Origin of the sequence: Lactobacillus sp. HBUAS51381 (genome assembly GCF_012641095.1) — a bacterium.
Classification (GTDB): Bacteria; Bacillota; Bacilli; order Lactobacillales; family Lactobacillaceae; genus Levilactobacillus.
Genome location: NZ_JAAVSC010000004.1, coordinates 1 through 25,234, shown reverse-complemented (window position 1 = coordinate 25,234; position 25,234 = coordinate 1). Strand labels below are relative to the sequence as shown.

Below are 25,234 nucleotides of genomic sequence, written 5' to 3'. Positions count from 1 at the left end.
CGAATCGCAGCCGGACAGCTTATTTCTTTACCGGCGTGGCACGGTGAAAGACCCGCCAACCGGTGATCACGCTGGCAACCAGACAGATCCCCAACGACACCATAAACGCCACGTGCATCCCCGCAATAAAGATATCCGGGTGTGCCGGCAGGTAGGCCGTGACCTTGTGCCCCGCATAGTGGCCCATTGCCGAAAATAAGACGGTTGTGGCCACCGAGATGCCCACAATCATCCCCATTTCACGAGCCAAGGCATTGACCCCACCGGCCACGCCTAGGTGCTTCATGGGGACCGAGCTCATGACGATTGCATTGTTCGGGGCCATGAAGACACCGTTGCCGAAACCAACGAGACCGACAAAAAACATGAAGAGCCACAATGGCGTGGCCAGATTGGCCAGCATGTAGCCCACCTGACTGATGGCAATCAGGATTAGCCCCACAAACGTCAAGATTTCCGGTCCAATCTTATCCGAAATGGTCCCGGCAATCGGCGCCACTACGACCTGCACAATGGGAAAGGTCATCAACGCATACCCGGCGTAATTGGCGGGCATGTTACGCGCGTTTTCCAAGTAGAAGGGTGCAATGACGTTGAAGAAAAAGTTGGCCACAAAGATCAGAAAGGCGCAGAGAATGCTGATAGTGAAGCGCTTATTGGCAAATAAATGAAGCGCCAGAATCGGCTGATCCAACCGCAGTTCCAGCCGCACGAAGACGATCGTGGTGATCGCGGCGATGGTAAAAAGACCCAGAATCGCCGGCCGGCCAAACCCAATCTCTTGGCCAATAAAGACGCCGGCAAACAACGTCACAATGATGAGCGCAAACAACGTGGCACCGGCCCGGTCGATCGGTTGCCGACTCATGGTAATGTCTCGCGGCAGGATGCGTTGCCCGATCAAAAAGGCCACGATACCAATCGGTACGTTAATCCAGAAGATATACCCCCAGCTCAGGTGTGCCAGAATCAGGCCGCCGACACCGGGGCCCGCAATACTTCCCAAAGCCACAAACGAGCCAATCATTCCCAAGGCCCGGCCGCGCTCGTTAAACGGAAAGACTTCGGTGATGATGCCACTGTTGGTCGCCATGGTCATGGCCGCCCCAACGGCCTGAATCGCCCGTGCCACCAGCAGAAAACCCAGTCCAACGCTGAAACCACAGAGAAGTGAGCCGACCGTAAACAGGATGGACCCTATTTTGAAAATCCGAATCTTCCCACGGGTATCCCCGAGCCTCCCAAACAGAAGCAATAATGCACAAATCACAATTAAATAGATGGATACCACCCATTCCGCCCGATTCATCGGAATGATGAGGTCCTTGCTGATGACGGGCAACGCGATGTTGACGATGCTCGCGTCCAGAGTGGACATAAAGGTAAAGAGGCAGACCGCCACCAGAATCCACCAGCGATGTTTTTGAATCTGCGGATCATCCGCAAAACGTTTACCATTCATCGGCCATGCTCCCTTACTTACCGTTCGGCGAGGCGTGCGGCCACCCAAGTGGCTTGGGCCTGTGCCCGAACTTGTTGTAATTGACTCACCTGCTGGGCATCGACGACATCGGTCGGCACCATCCGGGGATGATCGGCGAGATAGTCGCGCACCGCCCGTAAATTTTTCAATTGTAACTGACTAAATTTCTGAAAATCCAGCAAAATCGTCCGCTGATCGGTCAACGAAAGCAGGTGTAGGAAGTTACACTTAATCTGAAAGACCAACTGGGCCTGTTTGTTGATTGTGACCGGAACCATGACGAGCTGGGCGAAATGTTCTCGGCCCAACGACGTGATTCGGGCCACCTTTTTCGAACGGGACTGCCCCGCTTCGGTCACCAGCGTAATCTGTTCGCGCTGTGCCAATCGTTCCAACAGTGGATAGAGCACACCATAACTCACGGTCTGTTCTTGCCCCACCACCGTGGCTAGGGCCTTGCGCAGTTGATAGCCTGACATGGCATGATCCATCAGCTGACCTAGAATAAATAATTCGTACACCCGCATCAACTCCCTTATCGGTGACTCATTATAGTATATCTGCCCGATATATACCACAAAAACTGTTGGTAATCGTCAGTTGAAAGTGAAAACGGGCCCGAGATGCAGTCATCTCAGGTCCGTTTAGCTAATATTACATATCAATTTCGGCGGTCAACCGTTGGGCTTCAGCGTTGGGGAGCAATTTATACTGCACGTCGCCTTCATCTGGCAACACGGCCATCAACGTCCGCTCGTCATCAAAACGCCCCAGGTTAAGCGCCATCTGGCCGTCAATCTGGGCAAAGCCTTTCATACCGGTCGAAATAAACTTGTGAATATCCTTAACGCGGTCCTCACGTGCCTGGGCCTGTTTGGCCGCACCGGCTAACGTGTACCCACTGTCCAGAAAATATTTCATGATCGAGACTTTAATAAATGTCTTAAACGTGTAAACGCGGGCCTGTTGACCATCGTCCCGTTCACGTGACGTGATGAGTCCCTTCTTCTCCCAGTAACGTAGCTGCCGGGCGGACACATCGGTCATGGTTGATAACTCCCCGATGCGAAAAACTAACCGATGAAAGTCAAAGGCTTCGCGAATCTGTTCTGAAAATACTGCCATTGCTCACGCTTCCTCCCCATGTTAACTTACTTACCAATCCTGTTAGATAATACCAAGGTTTGGGGTAATATTGCAACTAAATTGCAAAAAGTAACGATTTGTTTAAGACATTTAACCCGTTTGCAAACGGGTTGTTACATATTTGTCACATTACATTGGTAGTCTAGTAATTGTAATAATTCATGAGGAGTTGTCAGTAGGAATGAAGAAAGTTGTTAAACTATTAGCCGCATTTGCGTTAGTTTTGGTTGGGGCCTTCGCTATTTCGATGAGTACCACAACCACGGCATCAGCCAGTTCCAATTCTAACTTTAAGTCTGTTTACAAAGTTGCGAAGTCCCACTTAGGTGCGCGTTACGTTTATGGTGCCACTGGTCCTTCTGCATTTGATTGCTCTGGGTTTACCAGCTACATCTACAAGAAGGGTGCTAAGACCACGTTACCTCGGACGGCCCAAGCCCAATACAACAAGTACAAGCACGTTAGTTACAAGAACATTCAAAAGGGTGATTTGGTCTTCTTCGGTTACAGCAAGGGTTCCATTTCCCACGTTGGGATGTACATCGGTGGCGGCAAGATGATTGACGCCCAAAACCGTGGCGTGGTTCGTGAAGCCGTTCATGCCCCATGGTGGCACGCTGTTGGTTATGCCCGCGTGGATACCGCTACTAACGCCGACTAGTTCTGTCTGAACCTCATGAATTCAAATGAACGATCTTAAAAATGACCCGTTACGCGTAAGCAGATGGCTTGCGGTAACGGGTCTTGTGTCGCCAAAAAAGTCATCACTTGTCGCGTTTGCGCCCAAACAAGTGATGACTTTTTAAATTTAAGTTTACGCTACCGTATAGCGCATGGTCCGATGCGGAATGCCCGCTTCTTCAAAGACCTCACCGATTACGGTAAATCCGAGCTCTTGGTAGAAGTCCAACGCCGTCTGTTGGGCATCCAACTCCACCCTAGTGACATCAGACTTCTTAGCGTCCGCCATAATTTGCTTGATGAGCTCACCGGCGTACCCGTGGCGCCGGGCCGCCTTTTCCGTGGCTACCCGTTGAATCTTTACGCGGTTGCCCGCCAACATGTCAATTCTCGCGGTGGTCACGGGCTGATCGTCAACGTAGCCCACGTAGTGCATTTTATCCTCGTCTGTGCCATCCAGCTCTATCTGTGGGTCAATCCCCTGTTCGCCAATGAACACATCCTTACGAATCTGTAAGGCATCCTGATAGACGGGGTTCAACTTACCCCAAGCCATTCTAATTTCCATCAAACCATCCTCGTTCTAATCTTTTTGGTTGTAGCTCAACACCTGAATGTCGTCCGGTGTCAGTAGTAACTTGGTTAAACTGCCATTGGCGGGCCGCACACTCAGGTCGTATTTTCCCTGACCATAACGTTCCATCAGGCTCAGCAGAGTGTTACCGTGACTGATCATCAAGACCTTATCGCCATCCTTGAGGTCTGGATTGGCACGAATCAGCTCAAAGGCCTGATCGACACGTGCCCAGTACTCTTCGTTATTTTCGGCTTGACGGAAGGGATCGGCTTCCTTTAAGAAATCCTTGGCCTTGCCAATAGAGTACTTCTCCTCGATGGCCTTAAATGTTGGCACCCCGTGAGGTGCCCCGGCCACGTACCACGCCTGCGCCATGTCGGTGCCCTCGTAGTACCCGTAGAACTCTTCACGAAAATACGGGGCCGTGGTCAATTTAGCCGCTGGCTGAGAATGGTTGGCCGCTAAAATCGTCTTAGCCGTCTGCTCAGCGCGTGTGGTATCACTACAATACGCCGCCGCAAACGACACGTCTTTCAACCGTTCACCGGCTGCCTTGGCATCCGCAATCCCGGCATCGGTCAAGGGCGAATTACTCCAACCCTGCAATTTATTATAGATGTTGAAATAAGTCTGTCCGTGCCGCACCACATACAACGTGATTTGCTTGTCCATAACGTCTTCACACCTTTCGTTTACTGACACTTTTTTCTCTGACTCTAGTGTACCAAATAACGCTGACAATGGTATTGATTTCTTTGTCAGACAGATGATTATGCCAGCCTAGAGTTCACCAATGGTAAGGCGGCGGGCGGGACCCCATTTCAGCCAGCTGTTGGCGGCCGGGACTTAAACTTTTCCTAAACTTACCGCTAGAGCTACTATCTAGCGGCGTTATTTGCTAGGATAGGGAAAATACCCGTGTTACGCGCAACAGCCAAGTGCCGTTAACTATGGTAGAATAAGACTACTTATCTACAAATGAAGGAGCGAAATAACTTGGAACGTTTCAAAAGAATCTGGGCCAGAACCGGCACACGAATGGGCTTTGTCACCCTGCTGGTTGTGCTCTTCTGGCTAAAGACATTAGTCGCCTATTTCGTCGACTTCAAATTAGGACTGAGCGACCCCTTCCAGTTCCTCATCGTCATTTTAAACCCGCTCGCAACCACGGTGCTGCTCTTCGGACTGGCACTCTACCTTAAACGGGCACGGTTCTTCTACCCCTTTATCTTTCTGATTGACATCTTAAATACCCTGTTGCTCTACATAAACGTCATTTATTTCCGGGAATTCACCGACTTCATGACCGTGAGCACCGTACTGGGCTATTCCAAGGTGGATCAGGGACTCTCCGGCAGTTCCCTGGCGCTGACCTCACCACACGATATCCTTTACTGGCTGGACCTCGTCATCGTCTTGGTCTTGATGTTAATGCGTCGAATCTACGTTGATCCTCGTCCCGTCAATAAACGGGTGGGGTTGGCCGTTACCTCCGCCGCCCTTCTCGCCTTCTCCGTCAACCTGACGTTGGGCGAAATGGACCGGCCACAACTCCTAACGCGGACCTTCGATCGGACCTACGTGGTCAAGTACCTAGGCCTCGACGCTTTCACCGTGTACGACGGCATCAAGTCCGGACACACCAGTGAGATGCGCTCCCATGCCAAGAAGTCCGAGCTCAGCGGCATTTTAAAATACGTCCACAAAAACTACGCGGCCCCCGACAAGAAGCTCTACGGGGTGGCCAAGAAGAAAAACGTCATCATCATTCACTTGGAGAGTTTCCAACAATTTCTGATCAATAAGAAGGTCAACGGCCAAGAGGTCACACCGTTTCTGAACAAGCTCTACCGGAGCAAGTCCACCTACAGCTTTGACAACTTCTTCCATGAAGTCGGCCAAGGCAAGACCTCCGATGCCGAAACCATGCTGGAAACAGGAACGTACGGCCTGTCACAAGGGTCGTTGTTCACCCAGCTGGGGAACGATAATACCTTCCAGGCCGCACCGGCGATCTTCAATCAAGCCGGTTATACCACCGCGGTCTTCCACGGAAATGTCGGGAGCTTCTGGAACCGGAACAACACCTACAAGAACCTCGGTTACCAGTACTTCTTTGATGCCAGCTACTACGATACCTCTGGCGATAAATCATTAGGCTATGGCTTAAAGGATAAACTGTTGTTCAATGATTCCGTCAAGTATCTCCAACACTTGCAACAACCGTTCTACGTCAAATACCTGACCGTCTCCAATCACTTCCCGTTCTCCTTGGATAGTGAGGATAGTAACTTCAAGACACCGGATACCGGGGATAAAACGGTCGATAATTACTTCAAGACCGCCAATTATCTCGACCAATCAATCAAGGAATTCTACCACTACCTCAACAAATCCGGGTTAGCAAAGAATTCGCTGGTCATGATTTACGGGGACCACTACGGGATTTCTAACTCGTCCAACAAGAGTCTGGCCAAGTTGCTAGGTGTCGATCCGGACGACTGGAACGACTACGACAATGCCCAGCTTCAACGCGTACCGTTGATGTTTAATATGCCCGGCTACACCAAAGGTAAGGTTGAACACACCTATGGCGGCGAGATTGACGTCTTGCCAACGCTGATGCACCTGATGGGGATGAACACTAAGAAGTACCTGCAGTTTGGAACCGACCTGTTCTCAAGCGAACACAACCAGGTCGTGGCCTTCCGTAATCGCGACTGGGAAAGCCCGGGCTACACCTCCGTTGATGGCACCATCTACAGCAATAAGACCCAGCAGGAGATTCATCCGACGGGCAAGCTCAAGGCCAAGATTGAGAAGATGCAGAAGCACGTGAACCAGGGACTGAATTACTCGGATTCCTTGAATTCCAAGAACCTGTTGCGCTTCTACCATCCAAAGGGCTTCACGGCCGTTGATCCAGCCGATTATAACTACTCCGATGGCCTGCAGAAGGCCGAGAAGTTGGAGAAGAAGTTGGGCCTGAAGTCCACAAGCCTCTTCTCTCGGAATGGCGATAAATCCACGCAAGGGCTGTACAAGACGGATGCACCGGAACTCAACCACAAGCAAACCGATTCTAACCGGATCAAGATTACCAACCCAGATGACACCAGCGGTAAATAAAACTGGTTATCTCGGGACAAAATAAAGAAGCTATCCGTTCAATCGTTAGGTTGAGTGGATAGCTTCTTTGCATTTAATCAGCGTGCATTTTAAAGTTTAACTGGAGGTGCGACCTGAGCGGGACTCACCGATAGGTCCTAGCCAAACGTTCTTGTCGACATCGTCCGAGCCGATCGACCTGCCATTCGCAGAGTCTGGGTTGGAGTGCTGAGGAAGGACACCCCCACCACTGCTGGCAGGTACAACGACAGGTCAACGTTCACTCATGGCCTGCACTTAAACCAATTGCCGTGGTCAACTGCTAACCTAGCCGAGAGTGAAGCTCCAGATGAGCTCAGCCGTGGGATTCCCTTAGCGGCTGGTCCTCGCCGGTTAGGGAATGGCGACTTAGAAACGCCGGTCTGTAGCGGTTCTAAGCGAGGAGAAAGACCGCTTCTCAGGATTTCTCCGTCCTGCCCACCGCGTTCCAGCTCATCTGGGGCGAACGGCAAGGCGTCCAGTCCGTCTCGTGGCGCCAACTGCCGGATTTAATTCAGTCCTACGATTTCAGTGAAATCGACGTACTGTGCACCGGCCCGCGGCGCTCGGGGAAGTACGTGGACATGATGGCCTGCACGGCGATTGGCGCTTCCCCATAACCGATCGCAATCAGTGGCGACTTGCCGGGATAGGTGGCCCCATCCCCGATGGCGTAGATGCCCGGGACGCTGGTGGTCATCTGCCGGTCAACAGCAATCAGTCGATGATCCTCAGCTAGGTCTACGTCCCACGCGGCTAGAGCCGAATGATCCGCCGTAAAGCCGTAGCTGACGACCAAATCATCAACGATCTGATGGGTCATCTCTGCCGTTGCGCCAACCGGCTTCAACGTGACATCGACCGCGCCATCCGCCGTCGTCTGAAGATCGCGAATCAGGTAAGGCGTCTGTACGTTTACCGTGGAGGCTTCGAGCAGGTCCACCATGTGCGCCAACCCTCGGAACTGGGCCCGCCGGTGTAGGAGCGTCACAGACTTAGCCACGGATTCCAGCATCAGGGCTTGGTCGATGGCCGCATCCCCGCCCCCGGCAACCATCACCCGTTTATTTCGAAAATGCTCCAGGTCACGGACGCTGTAGAAAAGATGCTTGCCCGTTAAGGCGTCGGCGTTGGCCACATTCAATTTACGCGGCGTAAAGGCGCCATTCCCCACAGCCACGATGATGGCCCGCGTCTGGCTCGTCTCGTGAGCCGTGGTCACCGCAAACCCATCGGCATTGGCCACCACGTTGGTGACCGCCTCACCCGTCTTAATCGTCAACGGAAATTGCTGAAGTTGGGCCTGTTGACCGGCAATGAGGTCGCGGCCCTTGATGCCGGGGAAACCCGCCACATCCAAAATTGTTTTCTCCGGATACAGGGCATTGACCTGTCCCCCCAGCTCTGCGAGGCTTTCGATCACTTGGGTCTTCGCGTTGTGCATACCGGCGTAAAAGGCCGCAAACATGCCGACCGGACCGCCGCCAATAATCGTAATATCATAAGTTTCTGTCATTATCTGTACTCCATTCTTGAAATGCTAACTCTGTGAGGAGATGACCGTCATGAAACATCTGCGTGGTCTGACAATTTTATTCACCGCTCTACTGACCCTTGGCGGTCTCGCCGGGGCTTGGCACGCGCGCCAAGCGGCACTGACGAACCTGCGCGTCCCACAAACGACCACGGCAACCTTACTATTGCCCGGTAACAGCGGTGGCTGGCTGTCCATGCGCGACATGGTGCTCAGCCTCAACCGCCCTCACCTCGGCCACTTTGCCTTAACCGCTAAAGTCGCTTACAATGGCCACGTCCGCTGGCAACAACACCAGCGCCTCACCACCAACGTGCTGGTGCCCGTCCTCTTTAAGGATAACACGCACGCCCAGCGAGAAGCGACTCAGTTGGTGCCCGTCTTACGACAGCTTCACGACCGCTACGGGATTACCCACGTCAACTTCATCGGCCATTCTTCCGGGGGCACCATTGCCTACGACTATCTGAATCAATCTCAGCACGCGCCCGTCACCATCAGCCGAATCGTTTGCATTGCGGCCGACTTTCCGGGCTGCGCACCACTACGTACAACCTACCCCCACCTGCAGATTCTCAACCTAGCCGGTAATATTGGCCGGACGGGAAACGACAGCGAGGTCCCCGTGAACACGACCCTGCCGCTACGCCAACTCGTGGCCGGTCGCGTCGGCAGTTACCGTTTCGAGGAGCTAGATGGCCCCATCTGGGACATGCAACATTCCTTGCTCCACGAAAATCCGGGTATCGACCGGCAGATCATCCGCTTTCTCTATCCACCAAGCTGACTATTCTTCAAGATGCGTTGTCCCTGAAGCGTGCGCACCTCTCGCAGACCGGCGTTAATCAGCACGAAGATGGCTAGCCAGCCGATGGCAATCAGTGCCCACTGCTGAAGATACAGGATATCCAGCACGTCAAACGGCGCGTTCCAATCCCAACCGGCGTGTAACAAGATCGCCAACAGGTAGAACCGCAGGAACTTGGGCGCAACCATATTACTCCCAGTGACGGGTTGGTGCCGGTCCTTGGCTAAAATAATCGCCGCTCCCATGATGGCTGACCAAATGGTATGGGTGCCAATGGCCTGCCAACTGCGCATCAACAGTGTAACCAGTCCATACTGACCGGTATACCCGGCGGTCTCAAAGACGGCGAAGCCCGCACCGATAGCGGCCCCCACCAACAGGCCATTGAAGATATAGTTCAGCCGGAAGCGGTTAATGAAGAAGGCAATCACCAGCATCTTCGCGGTCTCTTCAATAAAACCCACGATTAACGCCGACTCCCACGATACACCGTTGCCGGACGGAATCAGCGAATACAGAATCATCGTGGCGACCAGGGACAGAATCCCCCCCACTAGGAATACGGCCATGAGTTGGTAGACAGAAATGTTGCGGAAGACGTTAATTTCAAAAAACATAATCATGAGTGAAAACGGAACGGCCAACGACCCGATAAAGATCATCCCCGGGACGGCATTGTTACTCCGAAATCCCAGAAACAACAAGGCTAATAGGACAAAGCTAGCGCCCAACACCGCAAAGACACGAGAAAACAGCCAGGGCTTCACTGGCGCCGCAGAGACGGCCTCCAGCGAAGGCGTGGTTTCTTTCGTGCCGACGATGAATAGGGATTCGGCATCATCCAAATCATGATGTTTAAACACGGCCGAAAACATTGAAAATAAATGAATTTCAACGACTTTGTTCTCGCCCGTCCACTCGTTCATCTCTTTAGTGGCATCGTCCAATAAATGATTGTGATACTCAAAATGCCGTTTAACCGGCTTAACAGACTCTTTATTCGCCATGATCTACTCCCCTTACACGGTGCTTCGACTTGGCTTCTAGTTTACCGTGAATGCCGGTTAGCTTCAACTTGCTTCCAACAAGGGTTGCTAAATGTAAACCGTTACATTATAGTTAAAGTAGGTGTTCAGCCCATTTAATATATATCGATCAAAGGGGATAGACGAAATCATGGCAAAACGAAAAATGATTCTAGACTTAGATACAGGTATCGATGATTCCTTGGCAATTGCTTACGCCTTGGGTGCTCCAGACGTAGACTTAATCGGGATTATCGGTTCTTACGGCAACGTGGTGGTCGAAGCTGGTGGCCAAAACTCATTGAAGATTTTGGAACTGCTCGGTCACACCGACATTCCCGTATACTTGGGTGAAAGTCACTCCTCAACCAGCGATCACTTTGACCGGATGCAAGTGAGTGCCGACATCCACGGTGAAAACGGGATCGGCCAAGTCGAACTTCCCGCACCTAAGCGGTCTATCGAAAAGGAATCCGGCGTGGACTTCTTAATCGATGCTGTTCACAAGTATGGCAAAGATTTGACGTTAGTCCCAACTGGTCCCATGACCAACTTGGCCGCTGCCATCAAGAAGGCCCCAGAAATTGCTACGGAAATCGGCAATATGACCTTCATGGGTGGGGCCTTGACGGTTCCCGGCAACGTAACGGCCTACGCCGAAGCCAACATCAACCAAGATGCTGAAGCCGCTAACGCCGTTTTAACCAGCCCTATGCATTCAACAATGGTGGGTCTGGACGTGACGCTACGGACCCTCTTAACCAAGAAGGAAACCCAACAATGGCGTGACTTGGGTACCGATGCCGGTGAAAAGTTTGCCGACATCGTGGACTACTACATCCAAGCCTACGTTGACGTCAACGATAACTTAGGCGGCTGTGCTTTGCACGATCCCCTCGCCGTTGGGGTAGCCTTGGACCCAAGCTTCGTGACGACAATCGACCTGAACATGGTCGTTAACTACAACAAGGAAACCTATGGCCGGACTATCGGTGATGATAACCGGTTGAACGAACCTACCAACGTCAAGGTTGCCGTAGCGGTTGATAAGGACCGTTACTTGAAGACCTTTATGGAATACTTGACGGCACTGTTCAAGAAGAACTAATTCTTTAATGATTTGAAGCCCCGCCCATCGATCGTGATGGACGGGGCTTTTTTAACGCGACGAAAATCAAAAACAGTACCACCACTTCTGGCAGTACCGTTCGCGCTTCACTTATTTGACTTTGTAATTAAAGTTATTGGTCATGGTCTTAACGCCACTATCCGCATATTGGTTCGCAAACTTCTTTTGTTGAGCTGCCGATAGGGATGAGAAGGCCTTCATGTATTCCTTATACAGGACCGGCCGCGCATATTTCTTACTATAAGCCGCTGCTGGACTCGTCTTGGTTCTGGTATACGTATAAGTCTTACCAGTCGTTGCCAAATGCCGGTTGGCCTTGGTTCCGGCAATTTTGGCGGTGAACTTGTTACTGGATTTCTTCGTTAATTTGAAGGTGTAGGTCTTCTTCGTCAACGAGGTGGTGGTCTTCTTATTAGCCGTCTTAAATTGGATCAGCTTATACTTCGTCGTCAGCGTTTGCCGATTCTTACTGAGTTTGGTCGACGTTGGCACACCATACTTTACGTTAGGTTTCGAACCAAAGTCGCCCAGGATCAGCATAGATCCGGTCTTGCCCCCTGATTTGTACGTCTTAAAATAAAAAGCCGTTTTGGATTTGGCACTCTTGTAGTACCGTTTCAGATCGGTATTGTTAATAGTTGGCTTCTTGGCCGCACTCGCCGAAATGCTGGGCGCAACCACACCACCTAAAGTCCCCAATGCCATCACTGTTAATCCTAACTTAACCACTAAACGTTTCATGACCATACTCCTCCTTATTCATTCACGCAATATATCTTTTATACTGCCATGGCTGTTCTAAAATTGCAACGAATCGCTCCCGTTACGCTAAGAGATCTGCAAAACGTTGCTTCAGGTATGCAGCCACGCCCGCTTCATTATTAGTCGTTGGTGTTTGGTGGTCAGCGGCGGCCTTAATCTCCGGTTGCCCATTTAACATGGCCACCCCATCGCCAGCGGCTTTAATCATGCCCAAGTCGTTCTCGGCATCACCAAAGGCCATTAGATTACTGAAGTCCCACCCAAAGTGGGTCAACAATTGGCCTAAGCCAACGGCCTTGTCCATATCCGCCGCCAAGAATTCCAGAATCTTTGGCTGTGAACGGACTACGTGGTACTGATCATGCAAGGCCGGCGTCAAGTTGTTGACGACCTGATCTAAGATCGGGGCATCCGTCGCCATAACCGCCTTACTGAAGAGGTGATCCGGTAAATCGGCGAACTTGGTCGGCACGAAGTCCATCGGGGCCTTTAGCATGTGCTGATAGACCGAGGGCGTCAGATCCGCCACAGGATAGACTTGATCAAAGTCCAAGATGTCTAACGGGTAGCCATTCTCCTGCGCAAACGCATGGAGTGGTTGGAAATCGTGCTTACTTAACCCGCTCTGCGCCAGTACTTCCTTCGTCGTATTTTGGATGACCAACGCGCCATTGAAGGTAATCGTGTAGTCTTCGCTAGTCGTTAAGCCCAGCTGTTCCAGATAACCCCAAATCGCATTGATTGGGCGTCCCGTGCACAATACCACTTTGATGCCTGCTGAATGCAAGCGCCGTAAAGTGGCCGCATTCTCTTCACTGATCGTTTTATCGGTGTTCAGTAACGTCTCGTCTAGGTCGAGCGCAATCATTTTTATCATTCGTTTTTGTCCTCCGTATACCCTCTAGTTTACACGTTCCTGGTCGTGAAGTGAACCACGTCTAGGCTAAAAGGTCCTGCCGGATAAGGGTAATAATCTGCTGATTCTCTGGTAAGTCGGCGTGATTGGCGTTTGCACCGGTCACCGTCATTTGTGTAAAACTCTTAACTTGCCCCTGAAAGATCAGTTTCCCGCGGTTTACACTGTCGAAGGGCACGATACCATCGCCATCATACCCCTTGCTGCCGGCAATCGAGTAAACGGTCAACGCCTTAGGTAAGCGATTTTTCCCCGCGATGAGTTGCTTAAACAAGGGGGTGTTGACACTCTGGTCCGGTTCCTCAAGGTTAAATGGCGAGGCGATGGTCATTAACCGATCGGCGTGGGCCTGCGTTTTCGCCAAATCATCCTCCAAAAAGATGGTCAAGACTAAGCCACCATTAGAGTGCCCCATGGCAGAGAAGTGATTGAAATGGTATGTCCGCTGAAGGGCTCGAAAGGCAATCGTAAACCACTTGGCCTGCTTTTGAATCGTCGCATAACCATCGTGATGATTCTCAAACCCCACAACAATGATTGGCTGCGTATCGTTAGCGCGAATGCTCCCCGTGTATTTCAAAGAACCATCCGTCATGACCTCTACACGTAACAGGCTGTGCCGCCGGGGAGTCTTCTGATTAAGACCCGCAACCAGGGCGTCAAATCGATTCTGTGTGGCACTCGACCCGGGAACTAAGAAGACCGGGGCCATCTGACTACGATAGGTCGCTTGAACATCGGCGCGCTGCTGTGGCCGCCAGAGAAATCCCGGGACACACAGCAAGATGAGGGCCAAGCCAATCACGAGCACACTACGAAATCGTTGGATCATGAGTCACCGCCTCCTCCGCTATGCTGGCCCACTTCACGAACGGATAATAAATCATCGTACTCAAGACGAGTTCGATCACTGATAGTAACAAAGCCGCCGAACTGCCGCCAGTTCCTAAATAGGCCTGCAAGATGCCCGGTGTGCCGTTTGCTAAGGGGTAAGCCACAGCGGGGACCCACCGCAACACGAGACAGCCCCAGCTCATGGCGATGCAGAGTAGTGGCGCCAAGATAAAGGGCACCAGTAAGATGGGGCTCAGGACGACGGGCAGACCGATTAACAGCGGTGCGTTACAGTTCCCTAATGTCGGGACCAAACAAGTCCAGCCCAGCCGCCGTTGTCGTTGATTGTGTTGTACCAGAAAGATTGCCAGCAACAGGGCTAAGACCATCCCCGGCCCACCACTCGTCGCGTACACATCCACGACCGTATGCACCGTAATGGGATGGGGAATCTGCCAACCGCTATGATCTAAAACGGCCGCTAAGTTCTGAATTGCCGCTACCGATTGGCCCCCAACACTGGCGATTGGCCCCAGCAGACCGAGCCATTGACCGACGCCCGTCACTAGGCCAAAGCCCAACAAGGTTCCTAGAGTATGGGGCAACTGAAAGGGCCACCGTGTCAACGTCTGAACGGCCGCATTGAGGCCCACCGTTTGGGTGCTGGCCCAGGCAAAACCAAGTCCCGTCAAAACAATGAGCCAGAGACTGACCGTCCCCACTGTCTGTCTTAACGGATGCTGGGTCACCCGTTGATGTCTAATCAGCCACCGATACCCATTTCCAACGATCAATCCCACTAAAATACCGATCAAAATCCCGGATAAGTCCGAGTTGCTGGCAACCCACTGGATGGGCCGATGCGTCACCAGCGATTGACGGTTCACGTTGCAGACACTGAGGGTAAGCATGGCGAGGATTCCCGCCATTAAGCGGTCAGCCAGCACTGGCGTGGCCGGGATCACCAGGTAGAAACTCACCGCAAACGCCACTAGGATGACCGTTAATCCCAGTGCGCCTGCGCTTAAGAGGCCCAGATAATCCCGCCATAAATTAAGCTGAAATGCCCACTTGGCCACGTGCAAAGTCTGGTAGTAATAACCACTCCGCTGTAGCCAAGCTTGATTGATGAAATCGGCCAAGGTCCCGACTAAAATTAACGGAAAAATCAGACGGAAGGCCTGGTAAATCGCCCGTATTTGTCGATTGCGTCGAAACTTGATCTCTAGACTAATGAAGCCCCGACCTAGTTCACTTGTTTGTTCAACCATCACCGTCATCCCCCCAACACCGTTGATTGTACGGCAAAGGGAGTGGCGTGACTTAATCAGGCCACTCGGTTCGTGTGGCAGTCACCTAAACTAACCACTGATCAATCTGGTGACTCACGGCCCCCTGTTGGTTCGTCGCTGCCAACCGTTTGACCGGCCCCGTGATGATTGCCGGATCGGCATTTGCAACCGCAAATCCCTGCCCCACCATCTCTAGCATGGCGTGATCATTCCCGGAGTCACCAAACGCCGCCATTTGATCCGGCGAAACGCCCCAAATTCGTCCGAGTGCGAGGAGGGCGGACGCCTTGCTCACCAGCGGTAACGTGACGTTCATCCCGCCCAGACCGCTGCTGGTACCCACGAGGCAGTTTTGAAAGTGCTGGTTGAACGCGGTAACCTGCGCACTCACCTCGGTCCGTAGCCACGTCACATCTAACTTGAGAATCGCGTCCGTGACCTGTGTGAGGTCTGCAACACTCGTCAGACTCGGATAAAACGCTTGGGAGTCGGCAAACCGTTGGCTGGTTGCCGATAGCTCGGTATACGCGCAATCCCGACCGCAAGCAATGACGAAACAGCCTGCCATGACCGGGGTCGTCTTCAGCCAACTCACGGCCGCACGCCAATCATCCGTCGGAATCGCTTGAGACTGCAATTGTTCACCCTGTCCCGTCACGGTGAGCGCACCATCTTCGACGATATAAGTCAGGTTTGCCCGCCGACTCAGGGGCGCAAATAACGCCTGAACGTGGTCTAAGGGATCGCCAGTGGTCACGACAAAGTGAATCTCCCGGCGCGCCAAGGCGGCCAGCTGTGCGTCAAAACGGGCAACCGCAAAGTGCCCCGCATCATCTAAAAACGTTCCATCTAAATCCGTTGCAATCACTTTGGGTCGCATCCGTCTCCACCCTTTCTGAACTGAACATACTCCCAGCATACCTGATGAAAACGCCGAGCACAACGCATTAATCCTACAAATAAAATCATAAAACAAACGTTGATACAACGGCGATTCCGGTAGGGTAAACGACTTGTTGGCAGAATTACATTTAACTGAATTAGTCGCCGACAGAAATTGTTGGTCACAAAAAATCACGCCAGCGACCGCTAACGTGATTTTCAAATCTATTCAATTCATATCTAAGCTAAACCTCGATGACCAGATGCTAAGTCATCCAATGTTAACCACGACAGTCTGAGTCAGATGACGCGGATAATCACCAGCCTAGATTTCGCAAACGGTAATGGTTAATTACGCATCCATCCCCAAGCTGTAGGCGTGATTCATCAGGGATTGGGTCTCCGTGAATTCATTTTCATCGTGCAGGACCACCGTGATCACGCGGTGCTTACCCGCCTTCTGACCGGTCCCCACGAAGCAGTAACCGGCAAGTGGCGTGTACCCCGTCTTCAAACCATCCACGTTGAGGCTGGACTTGTAGTATTTTCGACCGGGCAGCATGTTGTTGTAGTTGTAGCAGAGCTGACCATTCACCGTCTTCGAGCCCACGGAACCGTCCGTTAAGACCCGCGGATAGTCCTGAATCAGGTGCCGGGCAATCAGCGCCACGTCCTTGGCGGAAACCATGTTGGCGTTAGCCTTACCGTAGCTGTAGCCAAAGACTTTCAGGTCACTGTTTTCCAAGCCTGAGGCGGAGACAAAGCTGGCCTTGTCCAGGTCCCAACTCTTCGCCTGGGCGTTCATCTTCTTGATGAACTTGGCGTTGCTTCCGGAGACCCATTGGCCCAGCGCAATGGCGGCATTGTTGGATGAATCCAATAGTGCGGCATCGTAAAGCTCTTTAACCGTGTACTTATGGTTACTGTAGAACTTAAAGCCGCCACAGCTGGCACTGTTGCCCATGGCAACCAGACCGCTGTTATTGGTCTTCACAATGTCCGTCCATTTACCGGAACCGCTGTCGACCTTGTCCAAGACCAGGTACAGCGTCATCAGCTTCGACACGGATGCAATTGGCCGCGCCGTGTTGGCACTCTTGGACCAGACGGCCTTTCCCGTGGTGTAATCAAGCGCAACGGCGTTCTTAGCATATTTCAGGCCGAACGGCGCCTTCCCCTTCTTCAGGTAACCGTGCCAGATCCAGCCCTTGACCGAGCCGCCCTTATTGGACACGTAGAAGTAAATGCCCTTGGAGTTGCTGTGCTTTAACGTGGCTTGTTTCGTCACGTACCACGTTGTATTTGGATAGCCCTTCATTGTGGCAATCCGTTTGTTATGTGCCTGATTGTAAATGGCCCCCGACATACTCTTCTTGTGGTAGGCCGTCTTCTTGACGGTCTTACTCGAAACAGTCGTATACGTTGCAGCGTCGGCGGTCACTTGCACACTCACGGCGGCCCCTAGCGTCACCGTAAAGAGCAAGGCCATCAGCGCGCCTTTAAACTTTGAAACTTTCATCGTATGTAAATCTCCTCTTTGGTTATCACTATCAACCAGCCTACCATGTAAAATGACCAAGCAACAAGGGGCAAGCCGGCTTTGTAACCTAGTTGTTGGGGACGTAATTTTCCCGTAATCCACCGTTTGGACGCTTAACAACTTATCAGCTTTACCTTTATCCGGTGAAGTGGTTGCAGGACTGTTTCGATCAAAAATGCCTCCCGCACATTTTGTCCGGTAGGCACTTTAAATAGCAATTAGTTGTTCATACTCCGCAATCCGTAGGCGTGGGTCATCACCGATCTGGTCTCCGTAAATTCATCTTCATCGTGTAAAACGACCGTAATGACCCGGTGCTTGCCGGATTTCTGGCCCGTACCAACGAAACAGTACCCGGCCAAAGGCGTGTAGCCGGTCTTCAGACCATCCACCCTCAGTGAGGCGCGGTAGTATTTCCGACCCTTCAACAGATTGTTATAGTTATGGCAGGTCTGGCCGTTGACCTTCATCGACCCAATCTTGCCATCCCTCAAGACGCGTGGGTAGCGCGTGATAAGGTGGCGGGCCATCAACGCGACATCCTTGGCCGAAACCTTGTTGGCGTTGGCCTTACCATAGGCGTAACCGTAAGTCCGCAGATCGCTATTCTCCAGCCCGGAAGCGGAAACGAAGTGTGCTTGGCCTAAGTGCCAGGCCTTGGCTTGCGCGTTCATCTTCCGAATGAACTTACCGTTACTGCCACCGACCCACTGTCCCAACGCAATCGCCGCATTGTTGGACGAATCCAGGAAAGCCGCGTAGTAGAGCTGACGCACCGTGTACTTGTGGTTTAATTTAAAGTGAAAACCGCCATACGCTGCACTTCGACTCATGGACACCAAACCCCGACTGGTGATCTTAATCTTATGATGCCAGTTACTGGCCTTACCATCAATCTTCTTCAACGTTAGATACAACGTCATCACTTTGGAAACGGAGGCAATCGGCCGCGCCGTATTGGCGTGTTTGGCCCAGACCACCCTACCCGTTTTGGCATCCATCGCCACTGCCGCCTTGGCCTTACGCAAGGTAAAGGGGGCCTTACCCACCTTGAGGTAATTGTGCCAGATCCAGCCCTTGATACTGCCCTTACCATTTCTAACGTACAGGTAAACGCCCCGCGTCTTCCCATGCTTTAGCGTAGCCCGCTTGGTGGCATACCACGTGGTGTTGGGATGGGCAGTTAGGTTAATCACCTTACGTGTGTGCGCCTTGTTGAAAATGGCGCCCCGGCGACTCTTCTTGTGATAGGGTGTTTTCTTAATTGACCTGGTGCTCACGGTCCGATACCCCGCTGCCGCGTGAACGGGCGTCGTGGGACCGACGACACCGCCGACCATCATCGCAACGGCAAACGCGATTAAACCGCGGTTCTTCTGTAATTTACGCATGATCTTGCGAATCCTTCCAATCTTACAATAATTAAGCTGACTAATGATTAGAATAGCACTCTTTCCCTCCCAGTGATAGGCGACACGACCCTCATCGACGCTGATGTAACGTATTCGTAAAAACTATTGCGTGGCACAACTGCTTATAGGCTAGAAACGAATTTTCTAAGCGATGGTTGCAATTCTCTCGCGAACTCGTTAAGCTAGAAATTAATCAAATACGACTGGGGTGCCATCGCGGCTGAGAACAAACCCATTGAACCTGCTCTGGCTAATACCAGCGAAGGGAACGCGTAATCAATAGCTATCAATGAACCCCACTAATGGACTTAGTGGGGATTTTTTAGCATTGGTGGCCCCTCAGCGTCTAAAATTTTGGAGGCGACTGTTTATGAAACGTTGGCATATTCGAGATATTATTTTGGTTACAATTATTGCATTTTTTATGGGAGTTATTTTCTGGGCAATTGGGCCGGTTTACACCATTCTACAAGCGGCACTAGCACCCGTGGGCCTGTCACCGTTGGCGAACGAATTGGTCATCGGTATCTGGGTCATGGCGGGGCCACTGGCCGGCTTTGTTATTCGGATTCCGGGTTCGGCAACACTCGGTGAACTGCTTGGAGCCGTTGTTGAAATGTTTCTTGGGGGCATGTGGGGCGCTAGCACATTGATTTCCGGTGTCCTTCAAGGTTTTGGGTCCGAACTCGGGTTCATTTTCACCGGTTACAAGCGCTACGGCTGGTTCACGCTGGCTTTGAGCGCACTGACCACGACCGTTGTGACCTTTACTTGGGACCTGTTTCGTAACGGATATGCGGCCTACCATCTGCCGTTGTTGCTCCTGTTGGTCTGCGTTCGGTTCGTCTCCGTCTTCCTTTTCGGCGGGGTACTGACCAAGCTCATCAACAATCTGTTGGTTCGGGCTCACGTTCTAAAGAACTAACTTGCGCTTGTATTTTGGCCCACGGCTGCTGTGCCGATCATCGCGCAGTCTTTCTTCTCGTTCGGCCTCAACCACTCATTTGAGCTAATCGGATTCGCACCTATATGCGGCAACGATTGGCTAAAAATGACCGCATGATGTTCCCAATTTTCACTAGCCGGAGAAGGCTGGAGATGGCGCCAGCCGCGGGCATTTAACCATGAAGTCACGTCAAGTATTGGGGGAATTCATTTGGCAACCGTCACGGTACACGCACTCACTTACACCTATCCCAAGCAGGCTCGGCCTGTGTTGGATCGGCTTTCTGGCACCTTTCCAGCGGGCAAGTTTTCTCTGCTGACCGGTGTCTCAGGTGGCGGAAAGTCTACATTACTCAAACTCATCGCTGGCTTGCTCCCAAACGATGAACCGGCGTCCATCACCTTTGATGATCAGCCGCTCAGCGCTATTGCACCCGGACAGCGGGCCAGCACCGTTGCCATGCTCTTTCAGGAGCCTAGCACGCAATTTACCATGGACACCGTGGAAAACGAATTACGTTTTGCACTGGAAAATCAACAAGTTCCCGCCACCGAAATCCCACGGCGAAGCGATGCGGCCCTGGCCTTCGTTGGGATCACCCCACTGAAGCACCGGAAACTCATGCAACTATCCGGTGGCGAACAACAAAAAGTGGCGTTGGCCATCATCGTGGCCATGGACAGCGATGTCATTCTCCTCGATGAACCCTTCGCCAGCATCGATCCCCCAACGCGACTGGTCTTACTTGAAAAATTGGTCGCCCTCTGCACAAAACGGGGGAAAACGATTATCCTCGCCGATCACGACCTCAGTGGTTATCAGCAGTGGGTTGACCACCTCGCCGTCTTAGCGGACGGGCAACTTCACCTGCTCTCCACCGCAGAAACGCAAACCCGGTTTGCCGCCTTTACGCCACAACGCCTTCAGCTGACACACGTTCAACTACCCAACGACCAACTGACCGTCTGCCTCCGGGGCACCCAGTTAGGCTTGACACACGGTGACCGGCAGCTGTTGACGCCACAGAATCTCAAGTTCTATGCGCATCGCACCACGCTGATCACCGGCCCCAATGGGAGTGGCAAGTCCACGCTGTTTAAGGCCCTCGTGCGCTTAGGTCGCTATCAGGGCCACATTGCCTACCGCGACACCGATATCAAGAAGATTCATAAGCGGCACTACGCGCGGCAGGTTGGCCTGATGTTTCAAGCCGCTTCCGCACAATTTCTCAACGTCACGGTGGCGGAGGAACTGGCGTTATCGCAGAAATACGGTAACAGTACCTATTTCACGTCGACCCGAATTCAACAGCTGCTCCAGCAGTTAAACCTGGCGGGCCGCGATGATCGGGTGCTCTACTCGCTCAGCAGTGGGCAACAAAAGAAGTTACAACTGCTTTGTATGCTCATCATGGCCCCAGCAGTCCTCCTCTTAGACGAACCGCTCAAAGGTCTCGACTACGCTTCCATTCAAGCGGTCATGCACATTCTCACGACGGTTCAACGCGACTTAAATCTCACGCTAATTCTGATCAGCCACCAGCTCAGTGGTCTAAACGATCTGGTCGATCTGCATTTACAACTGGCCGACCACCAACTCACTTATCAGGGGGTGCGCACATGAATCCTTCACTCAAACTCGCTTTACTCGTGTTGATTGCGCTGGAGGTCTCCTTCGCACAAGTTTGGAGTGTCAACGTGGCCCTGATTGTGGTTAGCCTAGGGTTGATGCTCATTAACCACATCCCTTGGCGGCGATTGCTCTGGTTGACGCTGGTTCCGCTATTCTTTGCCGGCACGTTGGTGTGGTCCCTAATGCTACGGGGGAATGCCTCGCCCCACTTTCTGATCGTACTCTTCACGCGGATGTTCGTCTACGTTTACATGGGCGGTTGGTTTACGCTGACCACGAAGCCCCTGTGGCTGACCCGTTCGCTGGAACAAAACGCCAAGCTACCCAGCAAGTTCGCCTATGGTTTTCTGGCGGCCTTTAACCTGATGCCCAAGATTCAAGCGGAAGTGGCAACCGTCCGCGCCGCTGCGTTGATGCGCGGTGAGGTCCTGCACGTGTGGTCGCCCCGGTTGTATTTCAAAGTTATCCTAGCCGCCATGAATTGGTCAGATCAACTGGCCGCCGCCATGACGTCACACGGATTCGTCGAGGACGCACCGCGGACACACGCCTTAACGGTGCCCCTCGTGGCGCGTGATTGGTGGTTATTCGGCATTAGCTTGTTACTGGTTCAAGTCGGCCTATTCGTGGGTCTACCCTAGTCTCACTATCTGTTCACAAAGGAGTTTTTTGCTATGTTTACTGATCGCGCACACGAAGCGACATTAGCGTCATGGACCGCATCCAAACACCATCCCTTTATCACGCAGCTTTGCGCAGGAACCCTGCCACTGGCGACGTTTCGGTACTATCTCATTCAGGATCACTATTACCTACAAGAATTCGGCAAGCTACACGATTTAGCCGCCGATCAGAGTACCGATCCGCGGGTTGCCCGCCAACTCCACGCCGGGGCCGAACACCTTCGTCAGGGGGAAATCGCTGTGCGGCAAACATTCTTTGACCGCCTGCAAATCACGGCCGCTGAAGTGGCGGCAACGCCCATTGCGCCAACCGGATACGCCTACACGAGTCATTTGTACCGCGCACTGGCAGCGGCGGGAACGGCGGGGGCCGTGGCGGGACTGCTGCCGTGCTACTGGCTCTACGCCGAGATTGGACAGGAGCTCGCCCAGGCCGGTTCGCCCGTGCCTATCTACCAGGATTGGCTCAACACTTACGATGCCGATGATTATACCGGGATGATGACCGATCAGTTGGCGTTGGCCAACCACGTGGCCACGCCGGAAAATCAGGAAGATCTCCTGACGATCTTCGCGCGCAGTAGCTGGTATGAATTGAACTTCTGGCAAATGGCCCTCGATCATGAGACCTGGGACTTGCCCACCCCAACAAAGCCGTCAGATTTTTCAGCCGAAAACTAATGCGGTATAATAAAGGCACCGTACGAGAGAAAGTAGGTGTCGGCAATGAAACGATTACGACAATTAACGTTCTTACAGTCTTTTGGTTATCTGGCCTTACTGGTGGGACTGCTGATTGCAGTTTATGCGCTATTTAACGGCCTGGGTAGTCGCGCATCCGGCGATAACATGTTCGGTAGTGCGGTGGTCTTGACGCTAGCGACCGCCTTTATTCACAGCAAGAATCTGCCGGTGAATCTGGTGCTCATCATCTTGAGCACGTTGGGCTTTGCGTACTTCACCTTTATTTACACCCAAGCGTGGCTCTGGACCATTGTGTTGGCCGTTCTCGTGGCCGCCTTTATGATCTACTTCTTTGGTCTACGTGGCGAGGTTCGCCGCAACCAAAGTGACTGGTTTCACTTCTAATTTACAGCTAAACGTCGCGCGTCCCGGTAATCGGGGCGCGCGATTTTATTTGGTCACTGAAATCTCACCATGTATCCGAGGCTAGCTCTTGACCGGCAACAGTCGCCTGCGGCTGCCAGGGATTCCGCCTGTTGTGGGGACCGGGGCAAGCCACAAAGCGGTCTTGCCCCTCGCCTTAGAGCCGAAAATCACGTCTCCAAGGTCGTCCTGCAAAGTAACCTGGCTAAGAAACACCAGCTAACTTTGCACCCACGACTGGCTCCATCCCTGGCCTCCTCCGGCGATACTACCCATTAGCACGGCATACTGGCCAACTTTTTCTCCCTCCCATCATTTTGGGTCAAAAGACAAGTCCGTCACCATTCTAGCCGTGAGTGAACCAAATCTGGGCTCAGCCGGGGCATTCAAGGCTGGTGGACTTCCAGTCTTGAATGGACGACTTGGAAACGCCGCTTCTTGGCGGTTACAAGCGAAGGCCAAGACCGCTTCATCAGGCTTGGCCTGGTCCTTCCCCAGCGTTCCAGCCCAGATTTGGCGAACGGTAAGGCGGCCAGTTTAGCCTCCTTTTTATTTCTCGACAAACTTCTTTTTAACCGAAAAAGAAACGGACTAACCGAAGTTAGCCCGTTTCCCCGCTTGATAAACTACAAGAGACTGTAGTCATGTAATCAATATGATTACCGAATTTTAAAGTGATTCAGCCGGTTCCCCGACCCCAGTGGCGGCATGTTCCCGCGTTTATTTTAGACGAATCTGTGAGGCCCGCGTACGCATCACATTGACGGTCTCCGCGTGCGTGACCACGTGGGTGATCGTGCGCTTCCCCATAGTGAACCAGGAAATTCCGCTCACAATGGCTAGCACGACCACAGCCATGGTCAAACTAGAGATAACACGTCTGAGATTCATCCTGGCACCCCTTCATCTTTTTACCGCCTAGCATAAGACAGCAATATCACAAAACCGTGACAAGTTGACCAAATTGCGTTAACAATTTTCCCACTATGCGACAGGAATTGTTATATTGGATATAAGTTTACGCAATTTTCGCCCGTTCATCAAGTAGAATGCAAAAAAACTTGCAGATATCGAGGGTTATTTCACCGCTTTTGCAAAACTTTAGTATAATAAACGTAAGCAGTAATTTGGATTATCATTTGGAGGGATATTAATGAGTCAAGAATTAAATGATCTTGCTGAAGCAATCATCGCCTACCAAAAGAAATACGATAAAACTGACGGTGAAATGGCTTTCGGCTCTCGCATTTCGGTCGAAAAGTATCACGCCATCAAATCAGGCGAGCTCGCACCAACCAGTGACGAGCAAAGTGCCTTGAAGAGTCTGATCGCCACCAAGCCTAATTAGCCAGTTACAGCCATCGAGTTTACAAATTCCGTTTTCATTCTGCAAAAAACAAGCGTCTGGGCCAATCGTCCAGACGCTTTGGTGTCTCCTGAACTTAAATGACTAAAGGTTGAAAGATAGAAACCAGCTAGAATCCTTGGTGTGACAAGAATATCACCCATTATAATATGATTATCGCGTACTGGCCGCCTTACCGTTCGCCAAATTTGGTCTGGATCGCGGTGGGAAGGATCGGGAAAAGCCAAAGTACAGTCTTTTCCCTCGCTTTGAGCCGTCAGCCCGCGTCTCAAAGACGCCATTTACCAAGAAAAATCGCTTGGTAAATCCCACGGCTGAGACCAAATTTGACT

Annotated in this window: 25 protein-coding genes and 1 riboswitch; of the genes, 10 read left to right on the top strand and 15 right to left on the bottom strand. The window is 52.1% G+C overall.

From position 1 onward, the window contains the following. Nucleotides 1-19: 19 nt before the first annotated feature. The 3 genes from HEQ50_RS02290 to HEQ50_RS02280 all read right to left on the bottom strand — a co-directional run bounded on the left by HEQ50_RS02290 (nucleotide 20) and on the right by HEQ50_RS02280 (nucleotide 2,608). Entirely contained in the window at nucleotides 20-1,462 is a 1,443-nt protein-coding gene (locus HEQ50_RS02290; protein WP_168898870.1) for an MFS transporter, read from the bottom strand. A gap of 17 nt (nucleotides 1,463-1,479) precedes the next feature. Next, nucleotides 1,480-2,004 (bottom strand): PadR family transcriptional regulator, encoded by a 525-nt coding sequence (locus HEQ50_RS02285; RefSeq protein WP_168898868.1) that lies wholly within the window; start codon nucleotides 2,002-2,004, stop codon nucleotides 1,480-1,482. A 133-nt stretch (nucleotides 2,005-2,137) separates the two neighbouring features. After that, on the bottom strand, nucleotides 2,138-2,608 hold the full coding sequence (locus HEQ50_RS02280) for a MerR family transcriptional regulator (RefSeq protein ID WP_168898866.1): 471 nt from the start codon (nucleotides 2,606-2,608) through the stop codon (nucleotides 2,138-2,140). A gap of 202 nt (nucleotides 2,609-2,810) precedes the next feature. On the opposite strand from HEQ50_RS02280, the gene HEQ50_RS02275 reads away from it, so the two are divergent. Next, nucleotides 2,811-3,290: a C40 family peptidase gene (locus HEQ50_RS02275; protein WP_168898865.1), complete on the top strand. Its 480-nt coding sequence runs from the start codon at nucleotides 2,811-2,813 to the stop codon at nucleotides 3,288-3,290. A gap of 153 nt (nucleotides 3,291-3,443) precedes the next feature. Here HEQ50_RS02275 and HEQ50_RS02270 read toward each other — a convergent pair whose 3' ends face one another. Both HEQ50_RS02270 and HEQ50_RS02265 read right to left on the bottom strand, forming a co-directional pair. Beyond that, on the bottom strand, nucleotides 3,444-3,878 hold the full coding sequence (locus tag HEQ50_RS02270; RefSeq protein ID WP_168898863.1) for a GNAT family N-acetyltransferase: 435 nt from the start codon (nucleotides 3,876-3,878) through the stop codon (nucleotides 3,444-3,446). 15 nt (nucleotides 3,879-3,893) lie between these two features. After that, nucleotides 3,894-4,559, bottom strand: a complete 666-nt coding sequence (locus tag HEQ50_RS02265) for a histidine phosphatase family protein (protein WP_168898861.1) — start codon at nucleotides 4,557-4,559, stop codon at nucleotides 3,894-3,896. 366 nt (nucleotides 4,560-4,925) lie between these two features. Between HEQ50_RS02265 and HEQ50_RS02260 the strand changes: the two genes are divergently transcribed. Further along, nucleotides 4,926-7,016, top strand: coding sequence for an LTA synthase family protein (locus HEQ50_RS02260; protein WP_305066822.1), 2,091 nt, complete (start codon nucleotides 4,926-4,928; stop codon nucleotides 7,014-7,016). A gap of 538 nt (nucleotides 7,017-7,554) precedes the next feature. Here HEQ50_RS02260 and HEQ50_RS02255 read toward each other — a convergent pair. Beyond that, nucleotides 7,555-8,550, bottom strand: a complete 996-nt coding sequence (locus HEQ50_RS02255) for an NAD(P)/FAD-dependent oxidoreductase (RefSeq protein WP_168898857.1) — start codon at nucleotides 8,548-8,550, stop codon at nucleotides 7,555-7,557. A gap of 49 nt (nucleotides 8,551-8,599) precedes the next feature. Between HEQ50_RS02255 and HEQ50_RS02250 the strand changes: the two genes are divergently transcribed. Beyond that, nucleotides 8,600-9,355, top strand: coding sequence for an alpha/beta hydrolase (locus tag HEQ50_RS02250; RefSeq protein ID WP_168898856.1), 756 nt, complete (start codon nucleotides 8,600-8,602; stop codon nucleotides 9,353-9,355). On the opposite strand, the gene HEQ50_RS02245 is transcribed toward HEQ50_RS02250, so the two are convergent. Then, complete coding sequence (locus HEQ50_RS02245; protein ID WP_168898855.1) at nucleotides 9,340-10,383, bottom strand: PrsW family intramembrane metalloprotease; 1,044 nt, start codon at nucleotides 10,381-10,383, stop codon at nucleotides 9,340-9,342. The genes HEQ50_RS02250 and HEQ50_RS02245 overlap by 16 nt on opposite strands. 169 nt (nucleotides 10,384-10,552) lie before the next feature. On the opposite strand from HEQ50_RS02245, the gene HEQ50_RS02240 reads away from it, so the two are divergent. Next, a complete protein-coding gene (locus HEQ50_RS02240; RefSeq protein ID WP_168898853.1) occupies nucleotides 10,553-11,509 on the top strand; it encodes a nucleoside hydrolase in 957 nt (318 codons plus the stop codon). Between the two features lie 111 nt (nucleotides 11,510-11,620). On the opposite strand, the gene HEQ50_RS02235 is transcribed toward HEQ50_RS02240, so the two are convergent. The 7 genes from HEQ50_RS02235 to HEQ50_RS02205 form a co-directional block, all read right to left on the bottom strand. After that, nucleotides 11,621-12,271 carry a hypothetical protein gene (locus HEQ50_RS02235; protein ID WP_168898851.1) on the bottom strand — a complete coding sequence of 217 codons (651 nt, stop codon included), beginning with the start codon at nucleotides 12,269-12,271 and terminating at the stop codon, nucleotides 11,621-11,623. A gap of 82 nt (nucleotides 12,272-12,353) precedes the next feature. Continuing rightward, nucleotides 12,354-13,169 (bottom strand): Cof-type HAD-IIB family hydrolase, encoded by an 816-nt coding sequence (locus HEQ50_RS02230; RefSeq protein ID WP_168898849.1) that lies wholly within the window; start codon nucleotides 13,167-13,169, stop codon nucleotides 12,354-12,356. Between the two features lie 61 nt (nucleotides 13,170-13,230). Next, on the bottom strand, nucleotides 13,231-14,040 hold the full coding sequence (locus HEQ50_RS02225) for an alpha/beta hydrolase (RefSeq protein ID WP_168898847.1): 810 nt from the start codon (nucleotides 14,038-14,040) through the stop codon (nucleotides 13,231-13,233). Next, on the bottom strand, nucleotides 14,021-15,313 hold the full coding sequence (locus tag HEQ50_RS02220; RefSeq protein ID WP_168898846.1) for a PTS transporter subunit EIIC: 1,293 nt from the start codon (nucleotides 15,311-15,313) through the stop codon (nucleotides 14,021-14,023). The genes HEQ50_RS02225 and HEQ50_RS02220 overlap by 20 nt, the downstream gene beginning before the upstream one ends. Nucleotides 15,314-15,398: 85 nt before the next feature. Next, on the bottom strand, nucleotides 15,399-16,214 hold the full coding sequence (locus tag HEQ50_RS02215) for an HAD-IIB family hydrolase (RefSeq protein WP_168898845.1): 816 nt from the start codon (nucleotides 16,212-16,214) through the stop codon (nucleotides 15,399-15,401). Between the two features lie 354 nt (nucleotides 16,215-16,568). Further along, complete coding sequence (locus HEQ50_RS02210; RefSeq protein WP_168898844.1) at nucleotides 16,569-17,735, bottom strand: serine hydrolase; 1,167 nt, start codon at nucleotides 17,733-17,735, stop codon at nucleotides 16,569-16,571. Nucleotides 17,736-17,974: 239 nt separating this feature from the next. Continuing rightward, nucleotides 17,975-19,147: a D-alanyl-D-alanine carboxypeptidase family protein gene (locus tag HEQ50_RS02205; RefSeq protein ID WP_168898843.1), complete on the bottom strand. Its 1,173-nt coding sequence runs from the start codon at nucleotides 19,145-19,147 to the stop codon at nucleotides 17,975-17,977. A gap of 215 nt (nucleotides 19,148-19,362) precedes the next feature. Next, nucleotides 19,363-19,454: riboswitch (TPP riboswitch) on the top strand. Nucleotides 19,455-19,538: 84 nt separating this feature from the next. Between HEQ50_RS02205 and HEQ50_RS02200 the strand changes: the two genes are divergently transcribed. The 5 genes from HEQ50_RS02200 (at nucleotide 19,539) to HEQ50_RS02180 (ending at nucleotide 23,518) form a co-directional block, all read left to right on the top strand. Beyond that, nucleotides 19,539-20,093 carry an ECF transporter S component gene (locus HEQ50_RS02200; protein ID WP_168898841.1) on the top strand — a complete coding sequence of 185 codons (555 nt, stop codon included), beginning with the start codon at nucleotides 19,539-19,541 and terminating at the stop codon, nucleotides 20,091-20,093. A 231-nt stretch (nucleotides 20,094-20,324) separates the two neighbouring features. Continuing rightward, a complete protein-coding gene (locus HEQ50_RS02195; protein WP_168898839.1) occupies nucleotides 20,325-21,737 on the top strand; it encodes an ABC transporter ATP-binding protein in 1,413 nt (470 codons plus the stop codon). Continuing rightward, nucleotides 21,734-22,387: an energy-coupling factor transporter transmembrane protein EcfT gene (locus tag HEQ50_RS02190; protein WP_168898837.1), complete on the top strand. Its 654-nt coding sequence runs from the start codon at nucleotides 21,734-21,736 to the stop codon at nucleotides 22,385-22,387. Before HEQ50_RS02195 ends, HEQ50_RS02190 begins: the two co-directional genes overlap by 4 nt. Before the next feature lie 33 nt (nucleotides 22,388-22,420). Then, nucleotides 22,421-23,110 (top strand): thiaminase II, encoded by a 690-nt coding sequence (tenA, locus tag HEQ50_RS02185; protein WP_168898834.1) that lies wholly within the window; start codon nucleotides 22,421-22,423, stop codon nucleotides 23,108-23,110. A 45-nt stretch (nucleotides 23,111-23,155) separates the two neighbouring features. Next, the gene (locus tag HEQ50_RS02180; protein ID WP_168898833.1) at nucleotides 23,156-23,518 is read left to right on the top strand and encodes a hypothetical protein; all 363 of its coding nucleotides are present in this window, start codon (nucleotides 23,156-23,158) and stop codon (nucleotides 23,516-23,518) included. A 738-nt stretch (nucleotides 23,519-24,256) separates the two neighbouring features. Here HEQ50_RS02180 and HEQ50_RS02175 read toward each other — a convergent pair. Next, nucleotides 24,257-24,427 (bottom strand): hypothetical protein, encoded by a 171-nt coding sequence (locus HEQ50_RS02175; RefSeq protein WP_168898832.1) that lies wholly within the window; start codon nucleotides 24,425-24,427, stop codon nucleotides 24,257-24,259. A gap of 262 nt (nucleotides 24,428-24,689) precedes the next feature. On the opposite strand from HEQ50_RS02175, the gene HEQ50_RS02170 reads away from it, so the two are divergent. Then, the gene (locus HEQ50_RS02170) at nucleotides 24,690-24,884 is read left to right on the top strand and encodes an LBP_cg2779 family protein (protein WP_168898831.1); all 195 of its coding nucleotides are present in this window, start codon (nucleotides 24,690-24,692) and stop codon (nucleotides 24,882-24,884) included. The last annotated feature ends 350 nt before the right edge of the window (nucleotides 24,885-25,234 follow it).